Source organism: Paenibacillus xylanilyticus, from assembly GCF_047246825.1.
GTDB lineage: Bacteria > Bacillota > Bacilli > Paenibacillales > Paenibacillaceae > Paenibacillus > Paenibacillus xylanilyticus_B.
Genome location: NZ_JBFOLB010000002.1, coordinates 542,387 through 557,665, shown reverse-complemented (window position 1 = coordinate 557,665; position 15,279 = coordinate 542,387). Strand labels below are relative to the sequence as shown.

The following is a 15,279-nucleotide window of genomic DNA, read 5'->3' as shown; positions in this document are numbered from 1 at the left end:
ACTTTCTGAAAAAGTAATGTAGATTTTTTTGACCGGTGGTTGTATAATCTATAAACATAAACCACATCAATTTAGGGGGAAAGTGTTAGATGAAAAGGAAAAGTCTATTAGTCCTTTTGACGCTGATTCTGGCGTTCGGTACCGTACTTGCAGCGTGCGGATCGAAAAATGAAGGCACAACAAGTAACACGGGAACTGGCTCTGCAGGCGAGGGAAGCGGTCTCGCAAAAGATCAAGTGCTGAAAATTAACCTGACAGCTGAACCTCCTACGTTGGACCCGGCTCAGGCAAAAGACAGCCAAACCAACACTGTTCTGAAATTCTTGTATGAAGGTCTTGTACGCATCGACGAAAATGGTAAAGAAGCACCAGGCGTTGCGAAAGACTGGACAATTTCCGAAGATGGTTTGAAATATGTGTTCAACCTGAACCCGGATGCTAAATGGAGCAATGGTGATCCAATCACTGCTGAAGACTTCGTTCGTTCTTGGGAACGTGCACTGAAACCGGAAACGGCTTCCCCGTACGCGTACCAATTGTACTACATCAAAGGTGCTGAGGGCTTCAACCTGAGCAAAGACGAAACATACAAAGGTACTAAAATTACAGATTTCTCCCAAGTGGGTGTAAAAGCTACTGATGAGCACACACTGGAAGTAACGTTGGAAAACCCAACTCCTTACTTCTTGGGTCTGACAGCATTCTACACGTACTACCCAGTACACCAATCTGCTGACACAAATGATAAATTCTTCACAGACTACAAAAACATGATCGTTAACGGACCATTCACTATGGATCAATACGCTAAAGGTCAAAAAATCGTAGTTAAGAAAAACGAAGGCTACCATGCAGCTTCTGATATCAAATTGTCTGAAATCAACATGTCCCTGACAAGCAGCAGTGCTTCCGAGCTGCAAGCTTACAAGTCCGGACAACTGGATTACACAGGTGCACCTAACGGTGAGATCCCAACCGACCAAATTCCTTCTGTAAAAGCGGAATTGCCGGATGAGTTCAAAGCAACGGGTATCGCAAGTACTTACTACTACCAGTTCAACGTTAACGAAGCACCATTCAACAATGCTAAAATCCGTAAAGCTTTTGCAATGGCGATCGAGCGTCAACTGATCGTTGACAAAGTTACACAAGGTGGACAAGTTCCAGCTTACGGCTTTGTACCTCCAGGTATCCGCGGTGAAAACGGCGAGTTCCGTGATGAGCACAAAGACGACTACTTCACTGAAAATGTTGAAGAAGCAAAAGCATTGCTTGCTGAAGGTATGAAAGAAGAAGGATACACAACATTGCCAGCTGTTACACTGATCTACAACACTAGTGATGCTCACGCGAAAATCGCGCTTGCTGTTGCTGACATGTGGAAGAAAAACCTTGGTGTTGATGTAAAAACAGAAAACCAAGAGTGGGGCGTATTCCTTGAGAATCGTCAAAACCAAAACTTCCAAGTAGCTCGTGCGGGCTGGTCTGCTGACTACAACGATCCGTACAACTTCCTGGAAATGTGGACTACTGGTAACACAAACAATGACTCCAAGTTCAGCAACGAACAGTATGACAAAGATGTTAAAGAAACTGTGAAATCTGCTGATCCAGCTGCACGTATGGCTGCATTTGCTGATGCTGAGAAAATCCTGATCCAAGATGAAATGGGCGTAATGCCAATCTATTACTACACTAACGTATCTTTGACTAAGCCTTACCTTAAAGGTGTACAACTTGATTTCAGTGGAGCAATTGACTTCACTCGTGCATATCTGGAAGAGAAATAAGTTGTTCTGAAGTCTATATGATTACTTCGGGATATATATGTGGAATTCCATATATATCCCGATTTTTTTGTATGTGCACCGATTTTCCTTATAATTCTTGAAATTTCCGATAAATGGATTGGACTTTATTCATGTCTAATTCTACAATCGATTTGTATACAAAATATTGTTTTTGGAGGTGTGCAAGGGTTGGTTAAGTACGTGCTGAAAAAACTGCTATTTATGCTGCTATCGCTTTTCATACTCGCATCAGCAACCTTCTTCCTGATGAAGGCCATTCCGGGTGACCCTTTTACATCCGAGAAAAAAGTATCGCCTGAAATTCGGGCACTACTGGAAGAGAAGTATGGGTTGGACAAACCGATGTATGAACAATACCTGAAGTATATGGGTGGAATTCTCAAAGGCGATTTTGGTGTTTCGATGAAATACCTGAATCAAGAAGTAACTGACATGATCACTCAAACGTTTACAGCATCTCTTAAACTGGGGATTTTTGCAATTATTATCTCTGTAGTCGTTGGGGTTTTGCTGGGACTGATCGCTGCGGTTTACCATCGTAAACTGATTGATGACGTCACGATGATCCTGGCTGTAATTGGGATCGCGGTACCGAGTTTCTTGCTCGCTTCCCTGCTCCAATACGTTTTCGCCTTCAAACTGGGCTGGTTTAACGTTATGGGATTCGATGGTCCGCTTGACTATGTACTCCCGGTTGCAGCGTTGTCTGCATCCCCGATTGCCTTTATCGCACGTTTGACGCGTTCCAGCATGCTCGAAGTGCTGCACGCGGATTACATCAAAACAGCTAAAGCCAAAGGTCTGAAATGGCCTGCAATCATGTTTAAACACGTTATTCGTAACGGTATTCTTCCGGTTGTAACTTATGTGGGTCCGATGACAGCAAACATCATCACGGGTTCCGTAGTTATCGAACAGATCTTTAACATCGGTGGAATTGGTAAAGTATTCGTAGAAAGTATCACGAACCGGGATTACACAATGATCATGGGGATTACGATTTTCTATGGTATCCTCCTGATGTTGGCACGTTTCCTTACAGATATCGCATATGTGCTGATTGATCCTAGAATTAAGCTGGAAAGCCGGAAGGGGGCATAACGTTGTCTGGCACGAACAATAACAATAAAGAAACGGCGAACACTGCCCTGGATAGTCAGGCAGCGGTGAAATCGCAAGAAAGTGTATCGTTATGGAAAGACGCCATGTACAGACTTGCAACCAACAAGGCCGCGATGATCAGTTTGGGCATTCTGGTTCTTGTTGTCATTTTCTCTTTGATTGGTCCAACTTCGTTGTTTACAAGTTATAATTATTATTCTAATGATTTGCTAAATGCCAATGCAGCGCCAAGTGCGGAGCACTGGTTCGGAACGGACGAGCTCGGTCGTGATGTGTGGGTAAGAACCTGGGTAGGTGCGCGTGTATCCCTTACTGTAGGTTTGGCTGCTGCCTTGATTGACCTTGTCATCGGGGTAATCTACGGAGCGATTATGGGCTTCTACGGCGGACGTGTTGATGGAATCATGAACAAGTTCTCCGAAATCCTTTATTCCCTGCCGTACATGCTCGTTGTAATCTTGTTGCTGGTTGTTTTGGAACCAAGTCTTACGACCATTATCATTGCCCTTACGATCACAGGCTGGATTAGTATGTCCTGGATTGTACGTGGTGAGATCATGCAACTGAAAAACAGAGACTTTATTCTTGCAGCACGGTCCATGGGTGCAAGTACAGGACGTCAATTGTTCCGTCACTTGTTGCCAAATGCAGTAGGACCAATTCTCGTAACGCTGACGTTGTCTATTCCAAATGCCATCTTTGCCGAAGCGTTCCTGAGCTTCCTCGGACTGGGTGTTTCTGCACCGAAATCTTCCCTGGGTTCTATGATCAATGACGCATTGACAGGCTGGACGCTGTATCCTTGGCGGATGTGGTTCCCTGCAGGTCTGATGGTACTTACAATGCTTGCATTTAACTTGCTCGGTGACGGTCTGCGTGATGCACTCGATCCGAAATTGCGTAAATAGAAATAGGAGGTGGGATTATGGAGCCAATCTTAACAGTCAAGGACCTAAGCGTGTCGTTTACAACACGTTCTGGTGAATTTGATGCCGTTAAAAATGTAAGTTTTGAACTTGGCAAAGGAGAGACGCTGGGGATTGTTGGTGAATCCGGTAGTGGTAAGAGTGTTACCGCCCAAACCATCATGAAGCTGATTCCCTCCCCGCCTTCGAAGGTCAAAAGTGGAGAGATTACTTTTCATGGGCAGAGCCTGCTTGGAAAAACAGATAAACAAATGGAAGCCATCCGTGGTAAAGACATCGGGATGATCTTCCAGGATCCAATGACTTCATTGAATCCTACAATTAAAGTTGGTAAGCAAATTACAGAAGTACTTCGCAAACACCAAAATATGTCCAAAAAAGAAGCTGAGAAGCGTGCTTTGGAAATGTTGGAGCTTGTGGGTATCAAAAATGCGGCAATTCGCATGAATCACTACCCACACCAATTTTCCGGTGGTATGCGTCAGCGTGCAATGATTGCCATTGCCCTAGCGTGCCGTCCATCCCTTCTTATTGCGGATGAGCCGACAACTGCACTCGACGTAACGATTCAGGCGCAAATCCTGGATGTCATGAAAGATATGCAGCAAAAGCTTGGAACATCCATCATGCTCATTACCCATGATCTTGGTGTAGTAGCCGGCATGTGTGACCGCGTTGTTGTTATGAAGGAAGGCGAAGTAGTGGAGACGGGAACGACTGCTGAAATTTTCAGCAATCCTCAGCATCCATATACAATCAAATTGTTGAACGCTTTGCCTCGTTTGGACGAGCCTAAGAAAGAAAAACCTACTCCGGTTGGTATTATCAAAGGTGCCAACAAGCCGCTAGTTGAAGTGAAGAACCTGAAACAATACTTCAATCTGGGTAAAGGCAATATTCTCAAAGCGGTTAATGATGTCAGCTTTGATATTTTTGAAGGCGAAACTCTTGGAGTTGTTGGGGAATCCGGATGTGGTAAATCCACAACAGGACGTACAATTCTTCGCCTTTATGAGCCAACAGGCGGAAATGTTAACTTTAACGGAACGGATATCTATAAACTGTCTCCGCGCAAAATGAAAGAAATGCGCAAAGATATGCAAATGATTTTCCAAGATCCGTATGCATCCCTGAACCCACGTTTCAACGTTATGGATATTATCGGCGAATCGCTTGATATCCACGGCCTGGCTTCAAGCGGTAAAGAGCGGAAGAGACGTGTAGAGGAATTGCTGGATCTCGTAGGTTTGAATCCAAGCCATGCGCTCCGTTATCCGCATGAATTCTCTGGTGGTCAAAGACAACGGATCGGTATTGCACGTGCGCTGGCAGTTGACCCTAAATTCATCATTTGTGATGAGCCTTTGTCAGCACTCGATGTATCCATCCAAGCCCAAGTGGTTAAGTTGCTTGAAGAGCTTCAGCAACGTCTTGGTTTGACTTATCTCTTCATTGCGCATGACTTGTCCATGGTTAAGCATATCAGTGACCGTGTTGCGGTTATGTACATGGGTAAAGTGGTCGAGCTGGCTGAGAGTGAGGAGTTGTACTCCAACCCGGTTCACCCTTATACCAAAACATTGCTTTCTGCGATTCCAGTACCTGATCCGGAAGTAGAAGCAAACAAACGCCGCATTTTGCTGCCGGATGAACAGTCTGGTCCAATCCAAAATGCAGGCAGTGGTCCTGTAAACGATCCTTATAACCTGGAGAATGCTCAATTGATTGAGATTTCCAAAGGTCACTGGGTTTCAGAACCTTACGTATAAGAGATTATTACACCGTTTGAACTCATTAATGTTATCAAACCGCCGGCTTGTCCGGCGGTTTTTGTATTTTTCAGTTACTTTCTTTTGACGAAGAGGCCTGTAATTCGGTACAATCAAGAAAGGCTCTTTGAAGCAGAATAGGAGGCAGACCTCATGAAGGCTATTACCGAGGCACTCCGCAGTGGAACGCAACTTGCAGAAGATTATATCTGCTCACGTGATGCTGCGCGGGGCCTTTACGAGTATGACATTCACTGGGAGTCTGGACTTCATGCGCGTGCCGAATGGTTGAATCAATCGGAGAACACACGTGTGAACCGCCAGAACCTGGTAGAGTATTTACGCATATATAACAAACGTTTGAATGATCACGAAGCTGTACATCACTCCATCTCCCGTCTGGCTGAGGAAGGTACGTTTGTGGTTACGGGGGGACAGCAGAGCGGATTGCTTACAGGTCCGTTATTCGTTATCTACAAAGCTGCGAGCGTGGTTGCAGCTGCCCGTGAAGCGGAGGCCACACTTCAGCGTCCGGTAGTTCCTGTATTTTGGATCGCTGGCGAAGATCATGACTGGGACGAAGTGAATCACACTTATCTGCCTGATCGCAACGGAGAAATGACCAAAGTCAAGCTGCATGGTCGATTTGATGGCCGGAATTCGGTAAGTGGTGTCGAAATTGCAGCGGAACAGTGGATGAACGTACTTGAGCAGGTGGAGCACCTGCTGCCGGATACTGTACATAAACCAGGATTAATGGAGATGCTCACCCGTATCCATCAATCCAGCTCGAATCTTAGCGATGCGTTTGCCAGAATGGTGTCCGCTTTGTTCGGCAATAGCGGGCTTGTCCTTATGGATGCTGCAGATCCCGGATTACGCGAACTGGAACAGCCTGTATTTGAACGATTGATTCGTGAGAATGCCTCGTTGCGCGAAGCTTATTTGCAAGGGGCAAGCATGGTGCAGGAGTCGGGGTATTCCATGCCTGCCGAGGTTGCTGAAGACGGAGCAAATTTGTTTTATATCCACGATGGGGCTCGTTTGCTGCTGTTCCTGAAAGATGGCTTGTATACGGACCGAAAAGGGTTGGTTTCTTTTACGGAGGAACGATTACTTCAGGAGCTTGGAGAACATCCCGAGCGATTCAGTAATAATGTACTAACCCGGCCGCTAATGCAGGATTCCGTACTGCCTGTAGCTGCGGTAATTCTGGGACAGGGTGAGATTGCATACTGGGGATTAACCAGAACTGCATTTCGCCAGTTTGGTCTGCAAATGCCCATCTTGCTGCCACGGTTGTCTTACACCATCCTGGAAGATGTACATCACAAACATATGAACCAGTACGAGCTCTCTTTTCAAGATGTGCAATATCGTATGGAAGAAAAAAGAGAGCAGTGGCTCGCTGGACAGGAAACATTCCAAGTCGAGGAACAATTTGAACAGGTCCAGCAAACATTTGCTGAGCTCTATCGCCCACTGCTCGATCAACTTGCGCAAATTCACGCTGGACTTGATCGGATTGGAGAGACGAATCTGAGGAAGATTAATGAACAGATTCAATATCTCCAAAAGCAAACACAGAAAGCGATCATGGATAAACATGAGGTCGGACTGAGACATTGGAATGGCATCCAGATTTCCCTGTTTCCTATGAATAAACCACAGGAACGAGTGCACAATGCGCTCTTCTATTTGAACCGTTACGGAACAAAATGGATTGAGGAACTGATTGAGAGCGGGCGTGAATTCCGTGGACAACATCAAGTGATTACGTTATAACCATGTGCTTAGCAGAAGACCTTTATAATAGAAGAAACAGATAAACAAGGAGGATGTGCATGACTACACCTGCATTGCAAAATAGTATTGTTAAGGATATGGGACTTGCTTCTGAAGGTCATCTGAAAATTGATTGGGTTGAGGCACATATGCCGGTGTTGAACCGGATTCGCCGCCAATTTGAACAGGATCTGCCTTTCAAAGGTTTAAAGGTTGCCATTTGCCTTCACCTTGAAGCCAAAACAGCGTACCTGGCCAAAGTTATTCAGGCTGGTGGTGCAGAAGTTACCATTACACACAGTAACCCATTGTCGACCCAGGACGATGTATGTGCGGCTCTTGTGGAAGATGGAGTTACCGTTTATGCCAAATACAACCCAGGGGCTGAAGAATTCAAACAGCTGCAGCTTCGTGCACTGGAAGTTAAACCTGATCTGATCATTGACGACGGTGGTGACTTCGCTACCATTATTGCCTCTGAACGTCCTGACCTTGCTGCTACCATTCGTGGAGGCGCAGAGGAAACGACAACAGGGATTATTCGTCTGAAAGCATTGGCGAAAGAAGGACAACTGCAATTCCCGATGGTGGCAGTTAATGACGCTTATTGCAAATACCTGTTCGACAACCGTTACGGCACAGGGCAATCTGCTTTTGATGGCATCATCCGTACAACCAATCTGGTTGTAGCCGGAAAGAATGTAGTTGTAGCGGGATACGGCTGGTGTGGCAAAGGCGTGGCGATGCGCGCCAAAGGGCTCGGAGCAAATGTAATCGTAACAGAAATTGATCCAATCAAAGCGGTAGAGGCACATATGGACGGTTTCCGCGTAATGACCATGGTGGAAGCAGCCAAACTGGGAGATTTCTTTATCGCTGTTACCGGCAATAAGGATGTAATTACGGGTGAACACTATGATGTAATGAAAGACGGAGCGATTCTGAGCAATGCGGGTCATTTTGACGTGGAAGTCAATAAACCTGAGCTTGCCAAACGGTCGGAATCGATTCGTACGGTGCGTCGCAATATTGAGGAATATCGTTTCAAAGATGGACGCAAAATGTACCTCCTGGCAGAAGGTCGTCTCGTAAATTTGGGTGCAGCTGACGGCCATCCTGCTGAGATCATGGACACGACATTTGCATTGCAGGCTTTGGGTCTGCGCTATGTGAGCGAGAACTATGCAGGATTGGGTAAAACGGTTGTTAATGTACCTTATGAGATCGACCAACAGGTGGCCAGCTATAAACTGGAAAGCCTGAATATTTCGATTGATTCACTGTCAACCGAGCAAGAAAAATACCTCGATAGCTGGAAATTTTAGTGTGATCCAATAATTACAAGCTGTTGTATTGAGTCAAAGGGTATAGAATAGTGTATTGATGATATGGCTCATATGCGGTTGTATGTAGGATAACCATTACTGGGGAAACGCCTTTGATCCTGAGCGACAGGATCAAAGGCGTTTTTTAATGCTGCAAAATGAAAAAAAATAAGCTGGCAAGAAGGGTTTTGATTTTTTAGTCCGAATCTATTATGCTTAGGTGGTGGAAAGTGGGGCAAAGTGGGAGAAACGGGTGAGGAGTGAGTGGGCCAATGTTTATGGGGGAGTTCCAACATAGCATTGATGATAAAGGTCGGGTTATTATTCCGGCCAAATTCCGCGAATCTCTTGGAACGTCTTTCGTTGTCACACGGGGTTTGGACCAGTGTCTTTTCGTGTACCCCATGGAGGAGTGGGGGGTCATGGAACAGAAGCTCAAAGCGCTGCCTTTGATGAAGTCGGATGCACGTGCGTTTACCCGCTTTTTTTTCTCGGGTGCTACCGAATGTGAATTGGACAAACAGGGCAGGGTAAATTTGCCGGGCAATTTACGGGAGTATGCCAAACTGGACAAGGATTGTGTTGTTCTTGGCGTGTCGAACCGGGTGGAGATCTGGAGCAAAGGCATATGGGAGAGTTATTTCAATCAATCCGAGGAAGCATTCAACGACATTGCCGAAAAGCTGGTCGATTTTAATTTTGATTTATAAAGTCAGGAGGGGTGCAGGTTGTTTCACCACATAACCGTACTCAAAGAAGAGGCAACAGAGGGATTAAACATCAAGCAGGACGGTATATACGTGGACTGCACTTTAGGTGGAGGAGGACATAGTTCCGTCATAGCTTCCAAGCTCGGTCCAGGGGGAAGGCTTATCGCACTGGATCAGGATGATTGGGCTTTGGATAATGCACGCGAAAAGCTTGCTTCATATGGAGATCGTGTCACGCTTGTTAAAACGAATTTCCGCGATCTGGAACAAGTGCTGAAAGAACTGGACGTACCAGTGAAGGACGGCGTGCCACAAGTGGATGGCATTCTGTACGATTTGGGTGTGTCCTCACCTCAATTCGATGAAGGAGAACGTGGATTTAGTTACAATCACGATGCTCCGCTGGACATGAGGATGGATCAGGATGCATTCCTTACAGCCAAAGAAATTGTCAACGAATGGCCTGAAGAGGAGATTGCCCGGATTTTATACCGTTACGGTGAAGAGAAATTTTCAAGACGAATTGCACGTGTCATTGTGGAGAAACGAAGCCAATCTGTCATTGAGACCACAGGAGAGCTAGTGGAGTTAATCAAGGAAGGTATCCCCGCAGCTGCTCGCCGTACAGGCGGACATCCTGCGAAGCGTAGTTTTCAGGCTTTGCGGATTGCAGTGAATGATGAGCTGGGTGCGTTCGAGGAAGGATTGCATCAGGCGGTTCGGTGCCTGGCACCAGGTGGACGTGTATCTGTTATTACCTTTCACTCGCTTGAGGATCGGATTTGCAAACAAATATTCAGCAGTTATCTGGAGAAGTGTACGTGCCCGCCTGATTTTCCGTTATGTGTGTGCGGCGGTAAGGGCATATTGCGTTTAGTCAACAGGAAGCCGCTGATTCCGACGGAAACGGAACTGGCCGAGAACTCCCGTGCACGTTCAGCGAAGCTGCGCGTAGCCGAGAAACTGTAAACCAAGAGCGAAGGAGAGAGCCTTTGTATGGCATATACACGAGGTAACCTTGCAGTAAAAGAAAAAGCGACGCAGGAACGTGTGACGCAGCAGCGGTACAAGGAAACGACCAAAGTGGTCACTCGTCGTACCGGTCTTCCGGCACGTGAGAAATTCCTGTATCTGATGACGTTAATGGTCTGTATTGTTATAGGTGGTGCACTGATGTGGCGTTATGCTCATATCTATGATCTGAACAAGCAGGCTCAAGCTACGCTGTCCGAAATGCGAGAAGCCGAGAAAACCATTGCAGATCTGCAAGTTGAAAAAGAGAAGCTGAACAATCTGGTCATCGAAAATGCACGTGAACTGGGCTATGTGGAGGCATCCGGCAAGGATGTAATTTATGTGCCTCGTTCAACAAGTGCAACGAGCTCGCAGGATACAGAGTCGTCTTCGGATACAGCAAGTAAGTAAAGAGGTGTACCGATGGTAAAAAGAATAAAGATGCGCACGCTGCTTATAGGGGGATGTATTACCCTCTTTTTTCTTGTACTGATAACCCGAATCTTTTTCATTCAAGTTGTGAACAGCAGTACCTGGAAAGGTTATGCATCCGAGCTGGTGGAACGTGAACAGACCATTAAGGCAAGCCGTGGGTCCATTACGGATCGGAATGGTAACATTTTGGCTACGGATGCGCCAGCGTATACGGTATCGGTTAATCCCGAGATGATCAATGAGCTGGGGATTGAAGATGTGGTGACGACCAAGCTGTCTGCGATACTTGGCAAAAACGAAAGTGAAATGCGTGCTTTGGTGACTGCTAAAGATAAGGACGGTAAATTCTACAAACAGCGTGAAGTGCGGAGTGAGGGTTACAAAATAAGCCCGGAACTTGCTGCAAAAGTAACCGCACTTCGTGAGGAACTGAAGGAAGATTACAAGGCTCAGAATGCCATCGTGATGGCACAGGAGTCGAAGCGGTTTTATCCGGAAGAAACGCTCGCTTCGCATCTCCTGGGCTACATGAGCCGTGATGGAAAAGCTGTAAACGGGCTAGAGGTTTCTTATGATGAAGAGCTGACGGGCACGGATGGTTATCTGAACTATCAAAAGGATGCAAAAGGTGTCAAGCTTCCTGATTCCGAGGATAACTATCTTCCACCGCAGAACGGAAACACCCTGAAACTAACGATCGATGATACCATTCAGTTTTACATCGAAGATGCAATGAGAGAGGCGGTTGCCCAGTACAATCCGCTGAGTATGACTGTCATTGCGGCAGATCCCAACACGATGGAAATACTGGGCATGGCGAACTGGCCGAATTTTAATCCCAATACTTACTGGGAAACACCAGACCAGAAAAACTTTATCAACCATGCAACACAGTCCATCTACGAACCAGGGTCAACATTTAAAATTGTTACACTTGCTGGGGCTGTAGAAGAAAAGTTGTTTGATCCCAATGCAACGTTTGAATCCAAACGGATCTATATTGGTGGATATCCAATCAGTGATAATGGTCATGCCTATGGCCGGATTTCATATCTGGAAGGCGTTAAACGCTCAAGTAACATTGCATTTGTAAACCTGGGATACAACATGCTTGGTGGCGAACGTCTGCGTCACTACATAGACGAATTTGGATTTGGCCAAAAGACAGGCATTGATCTGCCAAGCGAGTCGGCTTCACCGATCAAACCATTGGTCTACAAGTCCGAAATTGCAACAGCAGCCTATGGTCACGGTCTGGTTCAGGTAACCCCAATCCAGCAGGTGGCAGCTATTTCGGCCATTGCTAACGGCGGCAAACTGATGGTTCCACATTTGGTGAAGGAAATCATCAATCCAAATGACGGAACGACTGAAGTGATTAAGCCCAAAGAGGTTCGCCAAGTCATTTCCAAGGAATCTGCGAAACTGGTAAGTGGATATTTGGAACAGGTTGTGGCTGACCAACAGATCGGCACTGGACGCAACGCTTACATTGATGGATATCGGGTTGCAGGTAAAACCGGTACGGCCAGAAAAGTGGTAAACGGGGAATACAGCAAATCCAAAGACGTTGTTTCGTTTATCGGATTCGCACCTGTGAACAATCCCAAAATTGCCATGCTGGTGGTGATTGACCAACCTAGTGGTTCCAATATAGGTGGAGGTACCGCCGCTGCTCCTGTATTCAAGAAAATTGTAAGTCAGACACTTCAGTACATGGGCGTTCCAAAAGATACAGCGAAGACGGCGGACAAAAAGGCATCTACGGTCATTCAGACGAAGACTCCTGACTTGACTGGTAAGACCGCCAAACAGGCCAGAAGCCAGCTTTTGAACGCCGGAATTGCCTATGAGACCCTTGGACAGGGTGAGAGTGTAATCCGCCAGTATCCTGCGGCAGGGGAGTTTATGAATCCCGGTCAGCGAATCTATCTGCTTACTGAAGATAGCAGCAAGATGAAGATCCCTGATTTGACAGGGGAATCGCTGCGGGATGCGCTTGAAGTCCTTTCACTTATGAAAGTGGGAGTGATTGTCAAGGGTGAAGGTTATGTTGTCAGTCAGAAAGAGCAGGTCTCGGGGGAACAGCGGACCATACAGCTCACATTGCAGACAGCCAAAGCAGCGGTTACAGGCATAGCGGATGAAGATCCCGATTCTTCGGATCCAGCATTGGAGAATGATGGTAAGGAGGCATCAGAAGAGTCAGGCGAAACAGAAGAAACGAGCAGTTCTGATGAAACCAAGACCTCAACCAATGAGACGGAACCGTCTACTGATGCCGCGGTCGATCCCGTTCTTCCATAGCAATCCTTTACAGCTTGTTCTAACCCCCGGTTGTCCCGAATATTCATGAATGAACGAGGTCATGATTTTGGGACGAGTGGGGGGATCTTTTCGTGAAGGGTTCAAGTGTAAATCTACGGCGCAGACTGTTATGGAGTTTGCTCATTTTGGTTTTGTTATTTTCGGCCCTGGTCATCAGGCTTGCTTATGTACAACTCGGGAAAGGCCCGGAATTGTCTGCAAAAGCGGAGGAGTCCTGGAGGCGTAATATTCCTTATTCAGCCAAACGGGGAGAAATTCTGGACCGCAATGGTACCTCTCTTGCCTATAATGTGACTACTCCGACAATTATGGCAATTCCTGCTCAGGTCAAGGAAGCAGAGACTACGGCGAAAGCGCTGGCGCCTTTGCTTGGAATGACGGAAGAGAAAGTGCTGGCAACCATCAAGAAAAGAGAACTGATTGTAAGACTACAACCCGGCGGCCGCAAAATTACGATGGAGAAAGCTCAGCGCATTCGTGATTTGAAGCTTCCGGGTATCGTTGTTGCAGAGGATAATAAACGCTTTTATCCTTATGATGATCTGGCTGCTCATATTCTTGGTTTTACAGGTATTGATAACCAAGGATTGACCGGAGTTGAGAAAAGATATGACGAGAAGTTGACCGGATTAAATGGCAGTGTGTCCTACTTGTCCGATGCGGCCGGAAGGCTTATGCCGGGCTCATCTGAGAAGTATGTGGAACCAAGGGATGGTCTAAACCTGGAGCTGACCATCGACAAATCAATTCAGTCCATCATGGAGAGAGAATTGGATCAGGCCATGGTCAAATTCCAGGCTAATTCCGCTCTGGCCATCGCGATGAATCCCAAAACGGGCGAAGTGCTCGGCATGGCCAGCAGGCCGGGGTATGAACCAGCGGATTACCAGCAGTACCCGTCTGAAATCTATAACCGGAATTTACCGATTTGGATGACATACGAACCCGGTTCAACCTTTAAAATTATTACCCTGGCAGCAGCGCTGGAAGAGAAAAAAGTGAATCTGCAGCAGGATCAATTTTTTGACCCAGGATATGTTGAAGTCGGAGGCGCCCGCCTGCGTTGCTGGAAGAAGGGTGGGCATGGCAGTCAGACATTCCTGCAAGTCGTGGAAAACTCCTGCAACCCCGGGTTTGTGGCCCTTGGTCAAAAGCTGGGAAAAGAGTCCCTGTTCTCTTACATCAAAGACTTCGGATTCGGAACCAAAACGGGTATTGACCTCAGTGGCGAAGCGAGTGGTATATTGTTTAAACTGTCTCGAGTGGGCCCTGTCGAACTTGCAACGACTGCTTTTGGTCAAGGTGTCTCCGTTACGCCAATTCAGCAAGTGGCGGCTGTATCAGCGGCCATTAATGGTGGCAAGCTCTACAAACCTTATGTGACGAAGGCATGGGTTCATCCTGAAACGGGAGAAGTCATGGAAGAAGTCAAGCCTGAACTTGTGCGGCAGGTCATCTCCGAGGATACTTCCAAGCAGGTTCGTGAAGCTTTGGAAAGTGTTGTTGCAAAGGGTACAGGAAGACCGGCTTTCATTGATGGATACCGGGTAGGTGGCAAAACAGGTACAGCCCAGAAGGTTATTAACGGACGTTATTCCTCTACCGAGCATATTGTATCCTTTATTGGGTTTGCTCCAGCAGATGATCCGCAGATCGTGGTGTACACTGCTGTCGATAATCCCAAAGGGATTCAGTTCGGGGGCGTCGTTGCCGCTCCAATTGTACAGAATATTCTTGAAGACTCGCTGCATTACATGAATGTCCCGGTACGTAAGGATCAAGTCGCGAAAGAATACAAGTATGGTGAAACGAAAATTGTCACCGTGCCCGATCTGACAGGTGCAACGGTTGAGGATCTGTACGAAGATCTCAACATGAACTTTATGCTGGCAAAGTCAGGCAGCGGGAAGTACGTAATTAACCAGGCTCCGAAGCCTGGAGCAAGGGTAGAGCAGGGATCAACCATACGAATCTACATGAGTGATGTGCTGAATGATGCACATGATCATACAGAGGAAGAAGGACAGGAGCCTTAACCGGCTCCAGGTCTAACC

11 protein-coding genes are annotated in these 15,279 nt (G+C 46.6%); all 11 read left to right on the top strand.

All coding sequences use genetic code 11. From position 1 onward, the window contains the following. Positions 1-89: 89 nt before the first annotated feature. On the top strand, positions 90-1,790 hold the full coding sequence (locus tag AB3N00_RS17190) for a peptide ABC transporter substrate-binding protein (protein WP_413035666.1): 1,701 nt from the start codon (positions 90-92) through the stop codon (positions 1,788-1,790). 189 nt (positions 1,791-1,979) lie between these two features. Further along, on the top strand, positions 1,980-2,912 hold the full coding sequence (locus AB3N00_RS17185; RefSeq protein WP_413035665.1) for an ABC transporter permease: 933 nt from the start codon (positions 1,980-1,982) through the stop codon (positions 2,910-2,912). A gap of 47 nt (positions 2,913-2,959) precedes the next feature. Further along, the gene (locus AB3N00_RS17180; protein WP_371859956.1) at positions 2,960-3,841 is read left to right on the top strand and encodes an ABC transporter permease; all 882 of its coding nucleotides are present in this window, start codon (positions 2,960-2,962) and stop codon (positions 3,839-3,841) included. 17 nt (positions 3,842-3,858) lie between these two features. After that, a complete protein-coding gene (locus tag AB3N00_RS17175; RefSeq protein ID WP_413035664.1) occupies positions 3,859-5,628 on the top strand; it encodes a dipeptide ABC transporter ATP-binding protein in 1,770 nt (589 codons plus the stop codon). Between the two features lie 153 nt (positions 5,629-5,781). Continuing rightward, the gene (gene bshC / locus AB3N00_RS17170; protein ID WP_413035663.1) at positions 5,782-7,413 is read left to right on the top strand and encodes a bacillithiol biosynthesis cysteine-adding enzyme BshC; all 1,632 of its coding nucleotides are present in this window, start codon (positions 5,782-5,784) and stop codon (positions 7,411-7,413) included. A 59-nt stretch (positions 7,414-7,472) separates the two neighbouring features. Next, on the top strand, positions 7,473-8,738 hold the full coding sequence (locus AB3N00_RS17165) for an adenosylhomocysteinase (RefSeq protein ID WP_413035662.1): 1,266 nt from the start codon (positions 7,473-7,475) through the stop codon (positions 8,736-8,738). A gap of 272 nt (positions 8,739-9,010) precedes the next feature. Continuing rightward, positions 9,011-9,448 carry a division/cell wall cluster transcriptional repressor MraZ gene (gene mraZ / locus AB3N00_RS17160; protein WP_249912229.1) on the top strand — a complete coding sequence of 146 codons (438 nt, stop codon included), beginning with the start codon at positions 9,011-9,013 and terminating at the stop codon, positions 9,446-9,448. Positions 9,449-9,466: 18 nt separating this feature from the next. Then, positions 9,467-10,417 carry a 16S rRNA (cytosine(1402)-N(4))-methyltransferase RsmH gene (rsmH, locus tag AB3N00_RS17155; protein ID WP_413035661.1) on the top strand — a complete coding sequence of 317 codons (951 nt, stop codon included), beginning with the start codon at positions 9,467-9,469 and terminating at the stop codon, positions 10,415-10,417. Positions 10,418-10,444: 27 nt separating this feature from the next. Beyond that, entirely contained in the window at positions 10,445-10,873 is a 429-nt protein-coding gene (locus AB3N00_RS17150) for a hypothetical protein (RefSeq protein WP_413035660.1), read from the top strand. A 12-nt stretch (positions 10,874-10,885) separates the two neighbouring features. Beyond that, positions 10,886-13,204 (top strand): penicillin-binding transpeptidase domain-containing protein, encoded by a 2,319-nt coding sequence (locus AB3N00_RS17145; RefSeq protein ID WP_413035659.1) that lies wholly within the window; start codon positions 10,886-10,888, stop codon positions 13,202-13,204. A gap of 92 nt (positions 13,205-13,296) precedes the next feature. After that, a complete protein-coding gene (locus tag AB3N00_RS17140; protein WP_413035658.1) occupies positions 13,297-15,261 on the top strand; it encodes a stage V sporulation protein D in 1,965 nt (654 codons plus the stop codon). Positions 15,262-15,279: the final 18 nt, after the last annotated feature.

What these genes read in the sequence shown, in the direction of transcription:
- mraZ (WP_249912229.1), top strand. Translation starts at nt 9,011, where the DNA reads ATGTTTATGGGGGAGTTCCAACATAGCATTGATGATAAAGGTCGGGTT.
- AB3N00_RS17165 (WP_413035662.1), top strand. Translation starts at nt 7,473, where the DNA reads ATGACTACACCTGCATTGCAAAATAGTATTGTTAAGGATATGGGACTT.
- AB3N00_RS17190 (WP_413035666.1), top strand. Translation starts at nt 90, where the DNA reads ATGAAAAGGAAAAGTCTATTAGTCCTTTTGACGCTGATTCTGGCGTTC.
- AB3N00_RS17175 (WP_413035664.1), top strand. Translation starts at nt 3,859, where the DNA reads ATGGAGCCAATCTTAACAGTCAAGGACCTAAGCGTGTCGTTTACAACA.
- AB3N00_RS17150 (WP_413035660.1), top strand. Translation starts at nt 10,445, where the DNA reads ATGGCATATACACGAGGTAACCTTGCAGTAAAAGAAAAAGCGACGCAG.
- AB3N00_RS17145 (WP_413035659.1), top strand. Translation starts at nt 10,886, where the DNA reads ATGGTAAAAAGAATAAAGATGCGCACGCTGCTTATAGGGGGATGTATT.
- bshC (WP_413035663.1), top strand. Translation starts at nt 5,782, where the DNA reads ATGAAGGCTATTACCGAGGCACTCCGCAGTGGAACGCAACTTGCAGAA.